The following is an 18,169-nucleotide window of genomic DNA, read 5'->3' as shown; positions in this document are numbered from 1 at the left end:
GAGCCGGCCGCTGGCCGGCTGCCCCGGCCATTCCGGATTGCCGGCCAGCGGCTGGCACTACCCAGCCTGCACCCGCCGCCAGCGAGCAAAACAGAGCACCTGCATCACCAGCATGGCCACCAGTCCCAACGGCCACGCCCACCACAGCCCCGGCAGACCCTGCCGCGCCTGCAGCCACATCGCCAGCGGCAGCTCCAGCAGCAACACGGCAGCCATGCCCAGCAACGCTGGCAACAGCACCGTGCCGCTGCCGCGCATCACTCCGACCAGCACCGCACTGCCTCCCATCGCCAGCACGCCCCACACCACCGTACGCAACTGCTGCGTGGCCAGTTCGCGCGCCTCTGCAGCCGCCAGGATCAAGCCAGTCAGCCATGGCGCCAGCGCCATCACCAGCAGCACCACGACTGTCAGCATCGCCAGACCCAGCATCACCCCGGTGCGGGCGATGGCGGGCAACCGCTCCGTACGCCCGGCACCCATCGCATGCGCCGCGAGGATGGTGGCGGTGATACCCAGCGACATCGCCGGCAGCTGCACCCAGCTCATCAACTGATTGACCGCGCCGTAGGCGGCCGTGGCGGTATAACCGTGGCGATTGATCCAGCCCAGCAGCACGATCTCGGCCACGGCCAGACTGAGCATCTGCAGCGAAGACGGTACGCCGATGCGCAGCATCGAACGGATCAGCGCTCCATCGAAGCGGATGGCTTGCAGCAACTCATGCCCCGGTGCCAGCGGGTGCCCCATCCGCTGCCACTGCCACATCAGCCAGGCCAGGGCCAGCAGCGAGGCGAGCGCCGCCGAGACTGCCGCACTGGCCGCGCCCAGCCGTGGCAGGCCGGCCCAGCCCAGGATCAGCAGCGGCGTGCACAGCAGGCCAACCACCGTGGCCAGCAGCAGCGCATGCAGCGGTGTCTTCGGGTCGCCCACCGCACGGCTCACCGTAGTGGCCAGCCACAGCAGGAAGAACGCCGGTGCAGCGAGCAGCAGAACACGGGCATAGACGATGGATTCGCCGAGGATCGGCGCTGGCGTGCCCAGTGCCGCCAGCAGCTGTGGCGCGAAACCGCCGCCCACCGCCATCACCAGCACTGACAACAGCAGAATCAGTGCCACCGCACTGCCGGCCACCGCGCGAGCCTGTTGCGGCCGGCCCGCGCCCCAGGCCTGGCCGATCAGCACCATCGCGCCGGTCGCCAAGCCCAATACCAGGGCCAGCAGCAGGAAGAAGACAGGGAAGAACGCCGCGGCGGCGGCCACCGCCTGCGTACCCAGCAGATGGCCGAGGTAGATGTTGTCCAGCGTGCCTGCGGCCAACTGCAATGCGTTGGTCAGCAGCATCGGCAGCAGCAGGGTCAGATAGGTGCGCCAGAGGGCCGGCGCGACCGGGGGGATGGGATGTGCGGGGGTGTCCATGGGGTTCTCTGGGCAAGGCGCCGCCCTGACCGGCGTTTCCGCCAGCAAAGCAAGCACAGGGGAGCGGGCGGTAGCCCGCGATCAGGTGGCGCCGCCGCTCAACGACGGCTCGATGGCTCAGCTGTCGGCGTGGCCCGAAGAATCATCGAAAGCCAGGCGCAGGGCGTGATCGCGCACATCCTCGGGCCAGCTGCGCAGCGCCATTTCCAGGCCCGCCCGGTCGTGCGCGAACAGGACACGGATCGCTTCCTCGAAACCCGGAAGGTCACCGGCGATGGTCTGCAGGAAGTGATAGGCACGCTCGCTGTGGCGGCGCTGCCGGTCCTTGTCCGCACCGGCACGGCTGGCCGACTCCACCAGCCTGCGCAGAACCACGGAGGCTCCACCCGGCTGTTCTGCCAGCCATGCCCAGTGGCGCGGCAGCAACGTCACTTCGCGGGCGACCACGCCCAGCTTGGGGCGGCCGCGGCCGCGCGGGGCAACAGGTGCGTCTTCGAGAGCGATTCCGGCGTCCGCTTCCACGGCCGATGGAAACGCCTCCGCCACCCGCGCCAGCAGTTCTGCGTCGCAACCGCGCGTATCGAAATCACGGGTGCGGCCGGTAGCGTTGTCGAACACGAGCAGCGGACCGGCAGCGTTGTCGGCGCGCAGCTGCTTCAACGCCAGCGCAGCCACTTCCCGGGTACCGGAAGCGACCAGGCGGTGGCCGTCGAAGCAGCTGAAGGGAGGGAGTCGGGACGCAGGCATGGCACTGACATCAGAGGCGATGCGCAAATATTACCCGGGTAATTTTATCCCGTCAATATTGCCCGGGTATTAATCGATCAGAAGGGCGTGCCAACCAAGGTTGGCACCCACCCGAATGGTAGGCACCCACCAGATCCCCGGAGTCACAGCCGGCTGTAGGACCAGCTCACCATGCGGCCATCCTTGTACGGCATCACGCCGTGGAACGGGCGCGGATCGGCGTCGAACACCAGCGGCAGGAAGTTGCGGTCGCCCTCCCACATCGGCAGCGTGTCCAGCTTGTCCAGGTCCACCCACTCCAGCGTGCCTTCGTGGTTGCCACCATGTGGAGTGCCCTCGAATCCATCGATGACGAACACGAAGCCCAGCCAGTCTTCGCCGTGCTTGCCGAAACCCGGCCAGCTGATGGTGCCGCGCAGGCGCATGCCGGTGCAGTCGATGCCGGCTTCCTCGGCGATTTCGCGGCGCATGCCTGCCGCGACGTCTTCGGTCGGTTCGATCTTGCCGCCCAGCCCGTTGTACTTGCCCAGGTGGTGGTCACCCGGCCGGGTGTTGCGGTGGATCATCAGCACCTGGCGACGATCGGGCGACAGCACGTAGCCCAGGGTGGCGACGATCGGGGTATAGGGCATGGGGCAGCATCCAGCGGCAGGTCAGCCGGGGATTATGGCCGATCAGCGCACCAGCGACAGGCGGCGCTCGGCAGCCGCACCGGCGCCATCGGGATCGCGGCGCAGGGTGGCCACACCGTGGCCGCGCTCGGCCAGATATTCCAGCCACTTGCCGAGGAAGGTATTCATCCGCATGCGGTGGCTGATCAGCTCCGCCGGCGGCGGGTACAGGCCCATGGTGTCCTGCCAGCGACGGCCCACGTAGCAGTGGGTGGTCTCGGCCTGGCGCGCGTCACGGTACAGGCGCACATAGGCTGACGGATCCGGCTCGCCGGTGACCGGGTCGGCCAGGTCGTAGGTCAGGCGCAGTTCCACCGTGTAGCGATGGCACTCGATCACGTCCAGGCGAACATCCAGGCCGTCGCCGATGGAGGAGATGTAGCTGCCCGCCACCAGTCCGGCCGGTTCGAACAGGCGCACCAGGTGGCGGTAGTTTTCCGCGTACAGGCCCATGAGCCAGCTCAACCGGCTCAGGCGGGGAATGCGTTCGGTGCGGGGCAAGGCTCGGGCCATGGGTCGATCCTACACGTTGGTGCTTCAACGTGGGGGCGCCTCGAGCCACAGCCAACCCGACGACGACGACCCCCCTGTAGAGCCGAGCCCATGCTCGGCTGCTGTTCGGGAAGAACCCGGCGGCCCAGCCGAGCGTGGGCTCGGCTCTACAGCACGAAGTGCGGCGCGCCGGAAAGGATCAATACAGCTCGCGCTGCAGCCCCAGCGTGGCCAGCACCTTGCTGGAAATCTCCTCGATCGAGGTGTGGGTGGTGCTCAGGGTCGGAATCCGCTCCATCTGGAACATCACCTCGGCCGCGGCCACCTCACGCTTGCAGGTGTCCAGGTTGGCGTAGCGCGAGTTCGGGCGGCGCTCCTGGCGGATCTGCTGCAGGCGGTCCGGGTCGATGGTCAGGCCGAACAGCTTGCGCCGGTAGGCACGCAGGCGCGGCGGCAGGCGGTCGCTTTCCAGATCCTCGTCGGTCAGCGGGTAGTTGGCCGCGCGCACCCCGTAATGCAGGGCCAGGTAGATGCAGGTCGGCGTTTTGCCGGCGCGCGAAACCGCCACCAGGATCACGTCGGCATCGTCGTAGTTCACCGCGATGCCGTCGTCATGGGTCAGGGCGAAGTTCATCGCATTGATGCGGCGGTGGTAGGTGTCGAAGTCCACCATGCCGTGGGCCTGGCCAACCCGGGCAAGGCGCGGGCTGGCCAGTTCACGCTCCAGCGGCTCGATGAACGGTGCGAACACGTCCAGCATCAGCGCCCCGCTGTCGGCCAGGATCAGGCTCAGGCTCTGGTCCACGCAGGAGTTCACCACGATCGGCCGGACCTGGTACCGCTCCCCCGCCGCCTGGATCCGGGCGCAGGCTTCACGCGCTTTTTCGGGGTCGTCGACAAACGACATGCGGTCGGTAATGAAGCTGAATCCGGAGAACTGGGTCAGCAGGCTATGCCCAATGGTTTCAGCGGTGATACCGGTTCCATCGGAAACGTAGAACACCGGACGGATGGTCGACATGCGCGCTTTTACCCCCTACGAAGCTTAAAAAGGCCGTCAGCACAAGCTTGTGCCGACGGTGCTCTGCCCGGCATCATATCGGCTTCTTCCTACGGACGCGGCCACTCAGCCCGCCTCGGGCGATGGCCAAACGGAGCATCGCGCTTGAACGAGAACATCCTGTGGTTGCACGAACTGCGTCTGGCCGATCTGGCCCGCGTAGGCGGCAAGAATTCGTCCCTGGGCGAGATGATCGGCAACCTGGCCGGTCTGGGCGTTTCGGTGCCGGGCGGTTATGCCACCACCGCTGAAGCCTTCAAGGACTTCATCGCGCACAACGACCTGTCCAAGCGCATCTTCGACAAGCTGGCCACGCTGGACGTCGAAGACGTCAACGCGCTGACCGCAGCGGGCAAGGAAATCCGCGGCTGGGTCATCGATGCTCCGCTGCAGCCGCAGTTGGACCAGGACATCCGCACTGCCTACGCAAAGCTGAGCGCCGAAAACGGTGGCGGCGACGTGGCCGTGGCCGTGCGTTCGTCGGCTACCGCCGAGGATCTGCCCGATGCCTCCTTCGCCGGCCAGCAGGAAACCTTCCTCAACGTCACCGGTGCCGACGATGTCGTGCACAAGGTCAAGGAAGTGTTCGCCTCGCTGTACAACGACCGCGCCATTGCCTACCGCGTGCACCACGGCTTCAAGCATGAGGACGTGTTCCTGTCCGCCGGCGTGCAGCTGATGGTGCGTTCGGGCGTCGGTTCCTCCGGCGTGCTGTTCACCCTGGACACCGAGTCCGGCTTCCGTGACGTGGTGTTCGTCACCTCGTCCTTCGGCCTGGGCGAAATGGTCGTGCAGGGCGCGGTCAACCCCGACGAGTACTACGTCTACAAGCCCACCCTGCAGGCCGGCAAGCCGGCGATCCTGCGCCGCTCGCTCGGCAGCAAGGCGATCCGCATGGTGTACTCGGATGTCCCGGGTGAGCGCGTCAGGATCGAAGATACCCCGGCCGAACTGCGCAACACCTTCTCGATCAGCGACGAGGACGTGCAGGAGCTGTCCAAGCAGGCGCTGGTCATCGAGAAGCACTACGGCCGCCCGATGGACATCGAGTGGGCCAAGGACGGTGTCAGCGGCAAGCTGTTCATCGTGCAGGCGCGCCCGGAAACAGTGAAGTCGCGCAGCCACGCCACCCAGATCGAGCGCTTCGCGCTGACCGAAAAGGGCGGCAACGTGCTGGCCGAAGGCCGTGCCGTCGGCGCCAAGATCGGCTCGGGTGTGGCCCGCGTAGTGAAGACGCTGGACGACATGAACCGCGTGCAGCCGGGCGACGTGCTGATCGCCGACATGACCGATCCCGATTGGGAGCCGGTGATGAAGCGCGCCTCGGCCATCGTCACCAACCGTGGCGGCCGTACCTGCCACGCCGCGATCATCGCGCGCGAGTTGGGCGTGCCGGCCGTAGTCGGTTCGGGCAACGCCACCAAGGTCATCGAAGATGGCCAGCTGGTCACCGTCAGCTGCGCTGAAGGCGATACCGGCTTCATCTACGAAGGCAAGCTCGGCTTCGAGCGCACCACCACTGATCTGGGCAACATGCCGCCGGCGCCGCTGAAGATCATGATGAACGTGGCCAACCCGGAACGTGCCTTCGACTTCGGCCAGCTGCCGAACGCCGGCATCGGCCTGGCCCGCCTGGAAATGATCATCGCCAGCCACATCGGCATCCACCCGAACGCGCTGCTGGAATACGACCGCCAGGACGCGGCAACCAAGAAGAAGATCGACGAGAAGATCGCCGGCTATTCCGATCCGGTCGGCTTCTACGTCGACCGCCTGGCCGAAGGCATCGCCACCCTCACCGCCTCGGTCGCACCGAATGCCGTGATCGTGCGCCTGTCGGATTTCAAGTCCAACGAGTACGCCAACCTGATCGGCGGCAGCAACTACGAGCCGCACGAAGAGAACCCGATGATCGGCTTCCGCGGCGCCAGCCGTTACGTCGACCCGAGCTTCTCGGCCGCCTTCGCGCTGGAGTGCAAGGCCGTGCTGCGCGTGCGCAACGAAATGGGCCTGGACAACCTGTGGGTCATGATTCCGTTCGTGCGCACCCTGGAAGAAGGCCGCAAGGTCGTCGAGGTGCTGGAACAGAACGGCCTGAAGCAGGGCGAGAACGGCCTGAAGATCATCATGATGTGCGAAGTGCCGTCCAACGCACTGCTCGCCGATGAGTTCCTGGAGATCTTCGACGGCTTCTCGATCGGCTCCAACGACCTGACCCAGCTGAGCCTGGGCCTGGACCGCGACTCGTCGATCGTCGCGCACCTGTTCGACGAGCGTAACCCGGCGGTGAAGAAGCTGCTGTCGATGGCGATCAAGGCAGCACGTGCCAAGGGCAAGTACGTTGGCATCTGCGGCCAGGGCCCGTCCGATCATCCGGATCTGGCCGAATGGCTGATGCAGGAAGGCATCGAGTCGGTGTCGCTGAACCCGGACACCGTGGTCGATACCTGGCTGCGCCTGGCCAAGCTGAAGGCCAACGGCTGATGCCATGATGGCCGCAGGCTGACGTCATGTTCATCGACGTCAGCTGATACTGCTGCTGCACGCAAGCCCCGCCTCTGCGGGGCTTGCTGTTTCTGGCGTCCGCACACGCCACGCGCACCTCGCGCCCGTCCCGCAGCAGCAAAGGAACTCCCGCATGATCGCCGCCGCAACGCCCGCCCCCGCCGCAACCCCTTGGCTCCATTCACTCGACTGGGAACGCCTGCTGGAAACCTATGGCGTACCGTTGCTGGCCGCGATTGTGGTGCTGCTTGTGGGCCTGTGGGTGGCACGACGCCTGTCCAACGCGATGCCGCGCGCTACGGCGCGCATGGGTGTGGACCCGATGCTCGGCAGCTTCCTGCGCAACGTGGTGTATGCCGCATCGCTGGTGATCGTGGTGGTGCTGGCCATTGGGACGCTGGGCGTGCAGATCACCCCGCTGCTGGCCGTGCTCGGCACCGCTGGCCTCGCTGTTGGCCTGGCATTGAAGGATTCGCTGTCCAACATCGCCTCGGGCGTGATGCTGGTGACGCTGCGACCGTTCCGCGTGGGCGATGTGGTCACCGTGGCCGGGCAGACCGGCACGGTGCGCGAAGTGCGCATCTTCCAGACCGTTCTGACCGGTGCCGACAACCAGCACACCACCATTCCGAACACGCTGATCACCGCCGCGCCGATCATCAACCTGACTGCCGAGCCGACGCGCCGCGTCGAACTGGTGATTGGCATCGGCTACGAGGACAACATCCAGCTGGCACGCGATACCGCGCTGGCACTGATGAAGGCCGACCCACGCGTGCTGCAGACGCCAGCACCGGACGTGGTGGTGTACGAGCTGGGTGCGCATGCAATCAACCTGGGCATCCGCTGCTACGTGAAGTCGGCCGACTGGTTCGGCACCAAGGTCACGCTGCTGGAGCAGCTGAAGCTGGGCTATGACAAGGCGGGCATCAACATCCCGTATCCGCAGCAGGACATGCACCTGTACCTGCATGGCAAGGATGGTGGGGTGGTAGAAGCTGACGCGCTGGTGCGCGACAAGCCCTGATACATGCCGGTAGTGCCGACCAACGGTCGGCACCCACCCATCGGCGATACGACATTGAAATGCCGGCCAGCGGCCTCCAGGATCAGGCCGCGACGCTCTCTTCCAGCGTCGGGTAATCGGTAAACCCAACCGCACCGCCGCCAAAGAACGTCGCCCGATCCGGCGGATTCAGTTCCGCCCCCAGGCGCAGGCGCTCCGGCAGGTCCGGGTTGGCGATGAAGGGGCGACCGAAGCCGATCAGGTCAGCCCAGCCTTCGGCCAGTGCCTGCTCGGCGCGCTCGGCGGTGTACTTGCCGGCGTAGATCAGCGTGCCCGGGTAGCCCATGCGCAGCGCCTGCTTGAATGCCACCGGCATCGGTGGTGCATCGTCCCAGTCGGCCTCGGCGATGTGCAGGTAGCCCACACCCATCTCGCCGAGCAGGTGCGCTGCGGCCAGATAGGTCGCCTGCGGCGTATCGTCCACCGCACCCTGCAGCGTAGTCAGCGGCGCCAGGCGCACGCCCACGCGATCACCACCGGCTACCGCGACCACCGCCTGCACGACCTCGCGCAGGAAGCGCAGACGGTTCTGCAGCGAACCACCGTAACGATCGGTGCGCTGGTTGGCCTGTGAGTCGATGAACTGGTTGATCAGGTAGCCGTTGGCGCCGTGCAGTTCCACACCATCAAATCCTGCGGCCAGCGCATTGCGCGCAGCCTGCGCGTAATCGGCGACGATGCCCGGAATCTCGTCCTCGCGCAGCGCGCGCGGCATCGAATGCTGGATCATCTCGCCCACACCGGCTTCGGGGCCCGCCCCTGTCGGGTCGACGAACACCTTCACGCCTTCGGCCAGCAATGCCGAGGAAGACACCGGCGCCGCGCCATCGGGCTGCAGCGCCACATGCGAGACACGGCCGACGTGCCACAGCTGGGCGTAGATGCGGCCACCGGCGGCGTGCACCGCATCGGTCACCTGCCGCCAACCCTGCACCTGTTCGGCGCTGTGGATGCCCGGGGTCCAGGCGTAGCCCTGGCCCTGTTGGCTGATCTGCGTGCCTTCGCTGACGATCAGGCCGGCACTGGCGCGTTGCGCGTAGTAGGCGGCCATTTCCGCGGTGGCGACGTTGCCGTCGGCGGCACGCGAGCGGGTCATCGGCGGCATCACGATGCGATTGGGCAGCGCCAGCGCGCCCAGGCGGTGGGGGGTGAACATCATGGCGGCAATCTCTTGCGGGGGGAGTGCCGCAAAGGATGGGGATGCCGGCCGCCACGCAACAGGCATGCACTGGCAAAACAATTGTTCCCCCAAGGCAAGGATCACCCGGTACAAGGGCTCATCCACGCGTGGCGTGGCGCTACTCCAGCCTTGGCTCGATCTTGACCGCGCCATGCGCCACGCGGTCATAGCAGGTGCGCACCACATCTTCCCCGTACTTCAACTCCAGCCGGCGCACGATGAAGTGGCCGCGCGCCATGTCCTGGTAGTAGTCGGTGAACATGGTATTCAGTGTTGCACCGGCGGCAGCACCGACGATTGGTACCGCCTGTGCAGCAAATTTTTCGGTGACCACCACGCCGAAGCGCGCCGCCACCTTCTCCACCATCTTCGCCAGCAGCTTGCCGGCCTCCTTAGGCGCCACGCCCAGGGTCAGGTCACGGCCGGTCACCACACGCCCGGCCAGTTCAGCCGACAGATGGCGCATTACATCAGTGGTGAAGCCGCGGGCCAGGTAATAGCCGGTCTCACTGGCGTCATCGCGCGGCGAGTTGCCACCCAGCGCGAACACCTCCAGGCACGCCTGACGGGTGCTGAACTCGGACAGGTCGAACCCCTCGCTGCGGGCCACGTCGGCCACCGCACGCATCATGATGGTGGTCGACACCGGCAGTTCGATGAACAAGGCTGCGAAGCCAAACGCCCCGCCGACCGCGCCCGAGGTGGCCGCCGCCAGTTTGTGCCAGCGGGTGGACGCCCCCTTGCCGGGGGTGTTGTCCATGCTCCACAGCGCGGCCTGCGCCGATTTGCTCAGCGCTGCCTGCACCGCACCGTGGATGCGGTTGGAGACCGAGCTGGGCAGCGCCTTCACCGCGAACTCCAGCGGCGTGCCGACCAGATTGGCCATGCGCGCGGTCAGGGTCGGCGCTTCCAGCAGGGCCACCGCCCGCTGCAGGTCGGACCAGTCACGGGCGTCATGGGCGATGTCGCGGGGGAGCAGGATGGGCTCGTTCATGGCGCCGATCTTAGCGCCAGGGAGTTGAACGGTTCGTCGCGGGGCACGACAGAGGGGTCAGAGCCCTTTCCGCTGGAAAGGGATCCGACCCAAGCCTTGCCGGCCATCGGCCGGCACTACCGATCAAGGCGTCGAAAGCCCCGAAAGCGCGCCCATGAACTGGCGGTAATGGCGCAGCTCGGCGATCGAATCGTGCACATCGCTCAGTGCGGTGTGGTTGCTGTTCTTGCCGACGCCGGCAGCCACGGTCGGCGCCCAGCGCTTGGCCAGTTCCTTCACCGTGGACACGTCCAGGTTGCGGTAGTGGAAGTACTTCTCCAGACGCGGCATCTGGCGGTGCAGGAAGCGACGGTCCTGGCAGATCGAGTTGCCGCACATCGGCGACAGGCCAGCCGGGATCCACTGCGCCAGGAAGTTCACGGTCTGCGCCTCGGCCTGGGCCAGCGTGGTGGTACTGTCCACCACGCGCTGCCACAGGCCCGAACGGCGGTGCTGGTTGCGGTTCCACTCGTCCATCGCTTCCAGCGTTTCCAGCGGATGATGGATGGCGAATTCCGGGCCCTCGGCCAGCACATTGAGCTGGGCATCGGTCACCACCGTGGCGATCTCGATGATCGAATCGTTATCGGTATCCAACCCGGTCATTTCCAGGTCGATCCAGATCAGTCGCTCGTTGGCCGCGCCGGTGTCCGCCATTGTGTCGCCTCGTTGCTGGGCAGGCGCGCGGCCTACCGGTAAGGGAAAGAAGCGCCCATCATACCCTTTCGCCCCTCAGCCCTCGCCGGCGTGGTCTTCCAACAACAGCGGCGGCTTGCCACGCTTGGCGCGGAAATAATTGGTCAGGCGCGTACTGGCTTCCTTGGCCAGCACCCCGCCGTGAATCTCGACGCGGTGGTTGTGGCGGGCGTCGCCAATGAGGTCGAACACGCTACCGCAGGCACCGGTCTTGGGGTCGCTGGCGCCGTAGACCAGGCGCGAGACACGTGCATGCACGATTGCCATTGCACACATCGCACACGGCTCCAGGGTCACATAGAGCGTGCTGCCAAGCAGGCGATGATTGGCCAGCAACTTTCCGCCGGCCCGCATGGCCACGATCTCGGCGTGTGCGCTGGGGTCGTGCGAGGCGATGTTGAGGTTCCAGCCCTCGCCCAGCAGCTGCCCATCGGCCCCCACCAGCACGGCTCCTACCGGAATTTCGTCGAACTCGCGCTGCGCGCGCTCGGCCAGCGCCAGCGCGTGGCGCATCCAGCGTTCATCGGTGTCGTGCACCGGCACACCCAGGGCATCGGTCATGGCGGTTCTCGCGTGAGTACAGGGCCAGGATGGCCGCCGGGGCCGCATTGTACGCCCGCGGCCGTGCAGGCGCCGCTAGCGCGCGTCGAAGCGCTCGCGGGCGGCATCCAGCGCCGGGAAGTTGTGCTCGGCCCAACGATCCAGAGCGGACAGCGTCTCGACCAGGCCGCGCGCGACCTCGGTCAGGTGGTACTCCACATGCAGTGGTTTGCTGCCCAGATCACACCGCTCGACCAGGCCATTGCGCTCCAGCTGCCGCAGGGTCTGGGTCAACACCTTCTGCGAGATGCCTTCGATCTTCCGCAGCAGCGCACCGTTGCGTTGCGGGCCCTGCGCCAACGCCGGCAACAGCAGCATCACCCACTTGCCGGAGATCAGCGCCAGCGCATCGCGCGCCGAGCAGTCGGCGGCATAGACATCTCCGGGAAAGGCCATGGTTACCTCAAGGTGCGTAATTGCCGGTGCATGCCGGCGCCGCGAGGATGGTCGCACACTCCTCGAACACCTCGCCCCATGCGCGCCCTGATCCTGCTTGCCCATCCCGAACCCCGCTCCTTCAACGCCTACCTGGCCGCGCAGGCCGCCGAGCAGCTGCGGCATGAGAACCTGCAGGTGGACGTGGCCGACCTGTATGCGGAAGGCTTCGATCCGCTGGAAGCGGCCTGGCACCATCCACGGCGCCTGCAGCCCGAGCGCTTCGATGCCCAGCGCGAACAACGCTACAGCGCCGAACACGACCAGCTGCCCGCCGATGTGCAACGTCACCTGCACCTGCTGCGGGCTGCGGATCTGGTGATCCTGCAATTCCCACTGTGGTGGTTCACGGCGCCGGCCATCCTCAAGGGTTGGCTGGACCGCGTGATGGTCTATGGGCCGATGTACAACAGCCGTCAGCGCCACGAACATGGCGTGATGCAGGGCAAGCGTGCGTTGCTGAGCGTGACAACCGGTTCGTCGGCACGGGCGTGCGCGGTCGATGGCCGCGAAGGCGATACCCGGCTGTTGCTGTGGCCGTTGATGTACAGCCTGCGCTACGTCGGCTTCGAGGTGATGGAGCCGCATGTGGTGCACGGCGTGCGATCAGGGCTTGCGGCGGAACGCGTACAGGCCCACGACAAAGCGCTGGTTGCAGCCACCCTTTCCTACCGCGGGCGACTGACGCATTGGCGGCAGTGGCCGACCGTGCCCTTCAACGACAGCGGTGACTTCGAGGATGGCGGGGTCCTTCGCGCGCAAGCCACTGCCTACAGTCCCTTCATCCGCCATCGCAACGCGGGATGAACCCGCACCTGCAGGCGCGGCCGGAAAGCTCCATACTGCGCATTCCTGTCAAGCACCTTGGTGAACATATGACCACCCTGCGCCCCTCGCGCGCCGACGACGGCGTCGCCCTTGTCGACCTCTGGCGCCGCGCCGTCGACGCCACCCACGACTTCCTCAGCACTGAAGACCGCCAGGCGATCGATGCCGAAGTCGCCGGTTTCCTGCCGCACGCGCCGTTGACCGTTGCTGTGGATGCGCAGGATCGGCCGCTGGGCTTCATGCTGATCGATGGCACGCACATGGAAGCGCTGTTCATCGATCCGGACGTGCGTGGCACCGGGATTGGTCGCCAACTTCTGCAGCATGCGCTGTCCCTGCATCCGCAGCTGAGCACCGACGTCAATGCGCAGAACGCGCAGGCAGTGGGCTTCTACCGACGCATGGGCTTCGTCGAAACCGGACGCTCGCCGCTCGATTCGCAGGGACGTCCGTATCCGCTGATCCATCTCCGGTACAACGGCTGACATCTCTCGGTAGGAGCCAGGTGCGGGCGTGACGCCGTCAGTTCACTTGAGCACATCGGCGGCTACCGCATTCCGAAGCCGCAACCCGAGCCCACCGTCTGGCGTGCGCCCTGATCTTCCGCATGCTCAGGCGGTGGCTTCGAAGGCCATGGAATAGCTCACCTCGCCCTGCGCCATCGGCGGCCGCAGGCACAGCGCCTGGAAGTACTCCGCCGGCACACCCGGCAGCACCAGGCCCGACTCGGCGCGGAAGCCGAAACGACCGTAATAGGCCGGCTCACCCAGCACCACGCAGCCATGCGCACCCTGCTGACGCAGTGCTTCGAGTGCGGCGCGCATCAGGACCGCACCGATGCCCTGCCCCTGCCACGCGGGCAATACCGAAATCGGGCCCAGGCCGAACCAGCCCATGCTGCCATCGCTGATCGTCACCGGCGACACCGCCACATGGCCGATCACCTTGCCGTCCATCTCGGCCACCAGCGAAACGCTCAGCTCCCCACGGGCGCGCAGGGCGTCGACGATGAACTGCTCGGTATGGCTGCTGTGCGCAGCATCCCAGAATGCGGCCTCGGTGAGCGCACGGAGGGTGGCATGATCATCAATGGCTTCGGCACGGATGGTGTAGTTCATGGCGTAATGTTCGCTTGCGTGAGCGCTGGGTGAATTTGCGACCTTTGTCACAAATTGGCGGCGAAATGTCGAGCGCGAGGCGCAATCGCCCCGCGAACCTCGAATCGCCCGTGCCGCAATCGATTCGGCGACACCACCGAACGCTGAATGCGTCAAAATTCCGTCGCAGACGCCCTGCCGTCGCTGGCGTCGGGTTTCCAGAACACTCCATAATCGATAAACCTGTCACCAGGGAAGGATATATGGACACGGACGCACGATGCAGGATGCCGCCATGGATGTAGCCATGCCGACACGCAAGGGACGCCATCTGGTACCGATGGGCCTCTTGCTGGCACTGACGGCCTGCTCGCCCTACGCGGACGCAGAGCGTGACGTTGCCGCAGGTGGACGCGGCCTGGCCAAGCTCAACCCGTCACCGCAGCAGGGCTACGAGCTGGTACTGACACTGAAGGATGCCCCTGGTCCCTTCGCGGTCGTCGAGGGCGTTGCCCAGTACGACGTCAGCAACCACAAGGACTGCGGCCGGGTCCTGAGGGCGACCGGTACCGCCAGCCGTATTACCAGCCAGGAGCTCGTCACGCTGCGCAAGGTCGGTGAGAACGAGTACCGCGGCACGTTCTACCTCGACCGCATGCAGGACGAGGACTACTACGGGCGTGGCGTCTGCCATTGGTCGCTGACAGGTGTCGGTGCGATGTTGCGCGCCACGAACGGCAAGGCGGATACGCGATTCCTGACGTTCATCGACAAGGAGCGCATGGAGAGCGACTCACCTCTTACGCTCTATTACCCAAACCTTATCTATCCGCGCGCCGCCACTGTCGCCAACTTTGGCGCCAGTGGCGAGGAAGATCCGTCGGGGTACAGCGAAGATCTGCGCAACGCGCTGTTCTCAACCACCACCACTGTGCAGAAACTCGCGCCATGAGCTGCCAGTTCAACCATCCCTACCCCCAAGGAGGCCGACATTGCGCCACAAGATGATCCCGTGCCTTGCTCTGCTTCTATTGACCGCCTGCAATCCGGAGACCGCCATGAACCAGGAACGTGCCGCTGCTGAAGCCGATGTCGCCCAGGGTGGGCGTGGCCTCGCCAAGCTCAACCCCAGCCCGCGCAAGGCCTATGAACTGGTGCTGCGCCTGAAGGATGCCCCCGGTGATTTCGCAGTGGTCGAAGGCGTAGCGCAGTACGACGTCACCAACGAAGACCAGTGCGGCCACATCGAACCAGCCACCGGTACCGCCGCACGCATCACCAGCCAGGAGCCGGTGGAGCTGCGCAAGGTCGCTGAGGGTGAGTACCGCGGCACGCTGTATGTGGACCGCATGCTGGATGAAGACTACTACGGTCGTGGCGTCTGCAAGTGGGAGTTCACCGGTGCCGGGGCAATGCTGAAGGCGACGGGTGCCGAAGGCGAAACGCGCTTCCTGACCTTCGTCGAGGCCAAGCCACTGACCGAAGGTAGCGCGCATACGCTCTACTACCCGGACGCGGCCTATCCGCGGGCACCGCTTGCTGCCAACTATCCGGCCACGGGCAAGACCAATCCTGCAGACTACGTCGCCGAGCTGCAGGGCAAGCTGTTCACCATGAGCCTCAGCGCCAGTGAGGTCACCCAATGACCATCACCTCTCAGGACTACGCCGCACTTTCCGATGACGCCTATAAGGATCGTGCAGTCGGGCGACGGGCTCCGGGTCAGGAAGAGAAAGTCACGCTCAACGGACACGAGTACAAAGTACTTGAGCATGTCGACAATCGACTCAACGGCTACCAAGGCACCATTTACCAACGCACCGACACCAACGAGATCGTCGTCGCTCATCGCGGCACCGAACAGATTGCTCGTGATGCAATCCTCACCGACGGAGGCATGGTCGTTGCCCGCACCAACGTGCAGGCCCCCGATGCCATCGCCCTGACCAAAAGCGCGCTGGACTATGCGAAGCAGGAAGCTGCATTTGGAGGCCGCGCGCCTCAGGTCACCGTCACAGGCCACTCCCTCGGCGGCGCCTTGGCCCAGATCACCTCGCACCATTTCAACGTCAAGGGCGAGACCTTCAACGCCTATGGCGCGGTCAGCCTCAGCTACCGCATTCCGGAAGGCGGCAACACCATGATCAATCACGTCACGGCGTCCGATCCGGTCAGCGCCGCCTCGCCGCATTTCGGCCAGGTCCGCATCTATGCCAAGCCCGACGAGATCAAGACGCTCGCGGCAAACGGCTTCAGCAATCACGCCCTGCGTGATCTGATTCCGGACCGGCCGATCATTGCGGCGACCAGCTCGTTCGGCGCGCACAAACTGGGCAACTTCCTCGACGAAGGCTCGGTGCTGAAACATCCGGAAACCCAGAAGCTGGCAAAAGACAACGCCAAGATGATCGAGGAGTACCGCGATGACGTCGAGTCACTGCGTCGCGGCGTCACCCGCGCGGCACGGGGCATCCCGGGCGGCGCCATCGATCTGTACGACCACATCCGCGGCCCGCTGCAGCCCGGTGAACCGGCACGCCGCGAGGCGGAGAAGAACGGCCATCACACCAGCATGCTGCGCATGGACGATGCCAACCACCTGGGCAACCCATTGTTCAACGATGCGATCCGTGGCGTGCATGCGCAGGACGTTCGCGTCGGCCGCGTGCCGGATGTGATGAGCACGCAGTTGGCCGGTAGCTTGGCGGCGGAGATGCACGCTGCAGGCGGCAAGCGCATCGACGAGGTGGTGATGAATGCCGACGCCTCACGCAGCTTCGCGGTGCAGGGCCAGGGCGGCGACCCGGCACACCTGCGCGTGTCGGTGGATACGGCGGTGGCGATGAACACGCCGCTGGAGCAGAGCAGCCAGCGGATTGATCAGCAAGCCGCGGGACAGCGCCTGGCACAGGACCGCGATCAGCAACTGGAACAACAGCAGAACCAGACCCGCAGCATGCAGGCCTGATGAACAGCGCGGGAGCCGGTCAATCCGGCTCCCGCTTCAGCACCGTGCCTCAGGGGCTGGTGGCCGCGACCGGTGCAGACGTACTGGCGGTCACGAACAGATCCGGCCCGGAATCCGGGAAGCCGCCACAGGCGTGATCGCCCGGCGCTACCGGGTCACAGGGCCACTGCGCCCGCGCGACCTTCTCACGCAGCTCGAAGCGATCCCCCGTCCAAACCACGAACGCGATGTGCTCGCGGTTCCAATCACCGTAGGCGCGTGGACCGCCCTTCTGGGCTGTCTCCGGATATTGCACGAACCAGCGCATGGCCGGGCCGAACTGCAGCTTGCTGTGATCCAGCGTGATCCTGCCTTCGCGAGCCAGCTGGCGCGCACGATCGGCTTCCGTCAACGGTGGCATGGCCGGCATGACCTCGGCCGTTACATCCCTCGGCGCGGCATCGCCGCGCACCTGGTATACGCGCTGAGCGATGTAAGCTTCGCGGCACTCACCGGCCGGCAGGCGCACCGGCTCCTGCAACTGCACTGTGGTCCCGGCCGCCGGATTGCTGCAGAGGAAAGGCGCCGAGACCAGATAGAACGTGCTTTCGGCGTCACGGCCCTCCAGCGAACGCACCCAGATATCCCCCATCCGCGCAATGAAGTCCGGACGCTGGCCAAAGCCCGGCACCGCCTTGAACCACACCTTCTGGCGCACCTCACGCTCGCGCCAGCTGCGCGGCAGGTGAATGTCCTGCTCGGGAAGTGCCACCAGCACGGCCGCCAGGTGCGCCGGCATCTGCCCCTCGCAGGCACCGATCAGCAGGTCGCCCTGGGCCGCCAGGCGACCGGCCAGATCCACCGGGCAGCGGGCGCCGAGCGCGCGCTCGGTGGCCTGTTCCGGCGGCAACGGCACGATGGCGAGTGCGGGAGGCGTCGGCGGATTGGGGGCGCGCACCACGGCGGGTGATTCGGGCGCCGCAGACGGCGCGGACGTGGGCGCTGCCGCTTGGGTCTGGGTTGGCTCGGATGCAGGGGCCAGTTCCTGCGCCGCAGCGGGTGCAGGAGAGCGCATCGCCGACGCCTGAGCCACCGGAGCCGGTGCATCCGGCACTCCGGCGGCATCAACCACCGTCGGTGCGGCCAACGCGGGCGCTGCTGCCAGCTCGGTCAACGGCGGAGCCTGCGGCAGCGGTGGTGGCGCGTCCTGGGCCTGCGCCAATGAAGCCACCAGACTCAATGACAGGAGCCAGACTGGCGACGGGCTCGGCCGGACAGACGCGAAGCTGGCAACGGCGTGCTGGAACACTGGAAGTACGGTTCGCATGTGGTGTCCTTACGTTGGGTTTCCCTATCGGCGCCGATAAGCGCCACGCGTCGTGCGTCCAGCGCC

19 protein-coding genes are annotated in these 18,169 nt (G+C 66.1%); 7 read left to right on the top strand and 12 right to left on the bottom strand.

Annotated features, from left to right (window positions below; genetic code table 11):
- Window positions 1–57: 57 nt before the first annotated feature.
- The 5 genes from HLA98_RS13885 to ppsR all read right to left on the bottom strand — a co-directional run bounded on the left by HLA98_RS13885 (window position 58) and on the right by ppsR (window position 4,350).
- Entirely contained in the window at window positions 58–1,419 is a 1,362-nt protein-coding gene (locus HLA98_RS13885) for an MATE family efflux transporter (protein ID WP_057501867.1), read from the bottom strand.
- Between the two features lie 117 nt (window positions 1,420–1,536).
- A complete protein-coding gene (locus tag HLA98_RS13880) occupies window positions 1,537–2,166 on the bottom strand; it encodes a DUF2239 family protein (RefSeq protein WP_057501880.1) in 630 nt (209 codons plus the stop codon).
- Window positions 2,167–2,309: 143 nt separating this feature from the next.
- Entirely contained in the window at window positions 2,310–2,798 is a 489-nt protein-coding gene (locus tag HLA98_RS13875; RefSeq protein WP_049444636.1) for an NUDIX hydrolase, read from the bottom strand.
- 42 nt (window positions 2,799–2,840) lie between these two features.
- Window positions 2,841–3,350: a DUF1249 domain-containing protein gene (locus HLA98_RS13870; protein WP_049444638.1), complete on the bottom strand. Its 510-nt coding sequence runs from the start codon at window positions 3,348–3,350 to the stop codon at window positions 2,841–2,843.
- A gap of 178 nt (window positions 3,351–3,528) precedes the next feature.
- Entirely contained in the window at window positions 3,529–4,350 is an 822-nt protein-coding gene (ppsR, locus tag HLA98_RS13865) for a posphoenolpyruvate synthetase regulatory kinase/phosphorylase PpsR (RefSeq protein WP_049444639.1), read from the bottom strand.
- Window positions 4,351–4,494: 144 nt separating this feature from the next.
- Between ppsR and ppsA the strand changes: the two genes are divergently transcribed.
- Window positions 4,495–6,873 carry a phosphoenolpyruvate synthase gene (gene ppsA, locus HLA98_RS13860; RefSeq protein WP_057501868.1) on the top strand — a complete coding sequence of 793 codons (2,379 nt, stop codon included), beginning with the start codon at window positions 4,495–4,497 and terminating at the stop codon, window positions 6,871–6,873.
- A gap of 154 nt (window positions 6,874–7,027) precedes the next feature.
- On the top strand, window positions 7,028–7,921 hold the full coding sequence (locus tag HLA98_RS13855) for a mechanosensitive ion channel family protein (RefSeq protein WP_049444642.1): 894 nt from the start codon (window positions 7,028–7,030) through the stop codon (window positions 7,919–7,921).
- Window positions 7,922–8,003: 82 nt separating this feature from the next.
- Here the strand turns inward: HLA98_RS13855 and HLA98_RS13850 are convergent, their stop codons facing one another.
- The 5 genes from HLA98_RS13850 to HLA98_RS13830 all read right to left on the bottom strand — a co-directional run bounded on the left by HLA98_RS13850 (window position 8,004) and on the right by HLA98_RS13830 (window position 11,865).
- Complete coding sequence (locus HLA98_RS13850) at window positions 8,004–9,119, bottom strand: alkene reductase (RefSeq protein WP_057501869.1); 1,116 nt, start codon at window positions 9,117–9,119, stop codon at window positions 8,004–8,006.
- A gap of 139 nt (window positions 9,120–9,258) precedes the next feature.
- Window positions 9,259–10,134, bottom strand: a complete 876-nt coding sequence (locus tag HLA98_RS13845; protein WP_057501870.1) for an EcsC family protein — start codon at window positions 10,132–10,134, stop codon at window positions 9,259–9,261.
- Window positions 10,135–10,257: 123 nt separating this feature from the next.
- Complete coding sequence (gene orn, locus HLA98_RS13840) at window positions 10,258–10,830, bottom strand: oligoribonuclease (RefSeq protein WP_043402905.1); 573 nt, start codon at window positions 10,828–10,830, stop codon at window positions 10,258–10,260.
- Between the two features lie 75 nt (window positions 10,831–10,905).
- Window positions 10,906–11,430, bottom strand: a complete 525-nt coding sequence (gene tadA / locus HLA98_RS13835) for a tRNA adenosine(34) deaminase TadA (RefSeq protein ID WP_057501871.1) — start codon at window positions 11,428–11,430, stop codon at window positions 10,906–10,908.
- Window positions 11,431–11,505: 75 nt separating this feature from the next.
- Window positions 11,506–11,865 carry a winged helix-turn-helix transcriptional regulator gene (locus tag HLA98_RS13830; RefSeq protein WP_057501872.1) on the bottom strand — a complete coding sequence of 120 codons (360 nt, stop codon included), beginning with the start codon at window positions 11,863–11,865 and terminating at the stop codon, window positions 11,506–11,508.
- A 78-nt stretch (window positions 11,866–11,943) separates the two neighbouring features.
- Here HLA98_RS13830 and HLA98_RS13825 point away from each other — a divergent pair, with 78 nt between their 5' ends.
- Window positions 11,944–12,711 (top strand): NAD(P)H-dependent oxidoreductase, encoded by a 768-nt coding sequence (locus HLA98_RS13825; protein ID WP_057501873.1) that lies wholly within the window; start codon window positions 11,944–11,946, stop codon window positions 12,709–12,711.
- A gap of 68 nt (window positions 12,712–12,779) precedes the next feature.
- Complete coding sequence (locus tag HLA98_RS13820) at window positions 12,780–13,217, top strand: acetyltransferase (RefSeq protein WP_057501881.1); 438 nt, start codon at window positions 12,780–12,782, stop codon at window positions 13,215–13,217.
- Between the two features lie 126 nt (window positions 13,218–13,343).
- Here HLA98_RS13820 and HLA98_RS13815 read toward each other — a convergent pair whose 3' ends face one another.
- Complete coding sequence (locus HLA98_RS13815) at window positions 13,344–13,850, bottom strand: GNAT family N-acetyltransferase (RefSeq protein WP_057501874.1); 507 nt, start codon at window positions 13,848–13,850, stop codon at window positions 13,344–13,346.
- Window positions 13,851–14,124: 274 nt separating this feature from the next.
- On the opposite strand from HLA98_RS13815, the gene HLA98_RS13810 reads away from it, so the two are divergent.
- From HLA98_RS13810 to HLA98_RS13800, 3 genes are read left to right on the top strand one after another with little or no spacing between them, the layout of a single operon-like run.
- Window positions 14,125–14,781, top strand: a complete 657-nt coding sequence (locus HLA98_RS13810; protein WP_375516116.1) for a hypothetical protein — start codon at window positions 14,125–14,127, stop codon at window positions 14,779–14,781.
- 40 nt (window positions 14,782–14,821) lie between these two features.
- Entirely contained in the window at window positions 14,822–15,475 is a 654-nt protein-coding gene (locus tag HLA98_RS13805; protein WP_057501876.1) for a hypothetical protein, read from the top strand.
- Window positions 15,472–16,797 (top strand): XVIPCD domain-containing protein, encoded by a 1,326-nt coding sequence (locus HLA98_RS13800; protein WP_057501877.1) that lies wholly within the window; start codon window positions 15,472–15,474, stop codon window positions 16,795–16,797. The genes HLA98_RS13805 and HLA98_RS13800 overlap by 4 nt, the downstream gene beginning before the upstream one ends.
- 49 nt (window positions 16,798–16,846) lie before the next feature.
- On the opposite strand, the gene HLA98_RS13795 is transcribed toward HLA98_RS13800, so the two are convergent.
- Window positions 16,847–18,103: a hypothetical protein gene (locus tag HLA98_RS13795; protein WP_232015512.1), complete on the bottom strand. Its 1,257-nt coding sequence runs from the start codon at window positions 18,101–18,103 to the stop codon at window positions 16,847–16,849.
- Window positions 18,104–18,169 lie beyond the last annotated feature (66 nt).

Origin of the sequence: Stenotrophomonas africana, from assembly GCF_013004645.1 — a bacterium.
In the GTDB taxonomy this organism is placed as follows: Bacteria; Pseudomonadota; Gammaproteobacteria; order Xanthomonadales; family Xanthomonadaceae; genus Stenotrophomonas; species Stenotrophomonas africana.
The sequence above is the reverse complement of the archived record's forward strand: the minus strand, read 5'-3'. Positions and strand labels throughout refer to the sequence as shown.

Coding starts and splice junctions, on each gene's coding strand:
- HLA98_RS13885 (WP_057501867.1), bottom strand. CDS start 1,419: ATGGACACCCCCGCACATCCCATCCCCCCGGTCGCGCCGGCCCTCTGG.
- tadA (WP_057501871.1), bottom strand. CDS start 11,430: ATGACCGATGCCCTGGGTGTGCCGGTGCACGACACCGATGAACGCTGG.
- HLA98_RS13820 (WP_057501881.1), top strand. CDS start 12,780: ATGACCACCCTGCGCCCCTCGCGCGCCGACGACGGCGTCGCCCTTGTC.
- HLA98_RS13875 (WP_049444636.1), bottom strand. CDS start 2,798: ATGCCCTATACCCCGATCGTCGCCACCCTGGGCTACGTGCTGTCGCCC.
- orn (WP_043402905.1), bottom strand. CDS start 10,830: ATGGCGGACACCGGCGCGGCCAACGAGCGACTGATCTGGATCGACCTG.
- HLA98_RS13850 (WP_057501869.1), bottom strand. CDS start 9,119: ATGATGTTCACCCCCCACCGCCTGGGCGCGCTGGCGCTGCCCAATCGC.
- HLA98_RS13845 (WP_057501870.1), bottom strand. CDS start 10,134: ATGAACGAGCCCATCCTGCTCCCCCGCGACATCGCCCATGACGCCCGT.
- HLA98_RS13870 (WP_049444638.1), bottom strand. CDS start 3,350: ATGGCCCGAGCCTTGCCCCGCACCGAACGCATTCCCCGCCTGAGCCGG.
- HLA98_RS13810 (WP_375516116.1), top strand. CDS start 14,125: ATGGATGTAGCCATGCCGACACGCAAGGGACGCCATCTGGTACCGATG.
- HLA98_RS13830 (WP_057501872.1), bottom strand. CDS start 11,865: ATGGCCTTTCCCGGAGATGTCTATGCCGCCGACTGCTCGGCGCGCGAT.
- HLA98_RS13825 (WP_057501873.1), top strand. CDS start 11,944: ATGCGCGCCCTGATCCTGCTTGCCCATCCCGAACCCCGCTCCTTCAAC.
- ppsR (WP_049444639.1), bottom strand. CDS start 4,350: ATGTCGACCATCCGTCCGGTGTTCTACGTTTCCGATGGAACCGGTATC.
- HLA98_RS13815 (WP_057501874.1), bottom strand. CDS start 13,850: ATGAACTACACCATCCGTGCCGAAGCCATTGATGATCATGCCACCCTC.
- HLA98_RS13880 (WP_057501880.1), bottom strand. CDS start 2,166: ATGCCTGCGTCCCGACTCCCTCCCTTCAGCTGCTTCGACGGCCACCGC.
- HLA98_RS13855 (WP_049444642.1), top strand. CDS start 7,028: ATGATCGCCGCCGCAACGCCCGCCCCCGCCGCAACCCCTTGGCTCCAT.
- HLA98_RS13800 (WP_057501877.1), top strand. CDS start 15,472: ATGACCATCACCTCTCAGGACTACGCCGCACTTTCCGATGACGCCTAT.
- HLA98_RS13795 (WP_232015512.1), bottom strand. CDS start 18,103: ATGCGAACCGTACTTCCAGTGTTCCAGCACGCCGTTGCCAGCTTCGCG.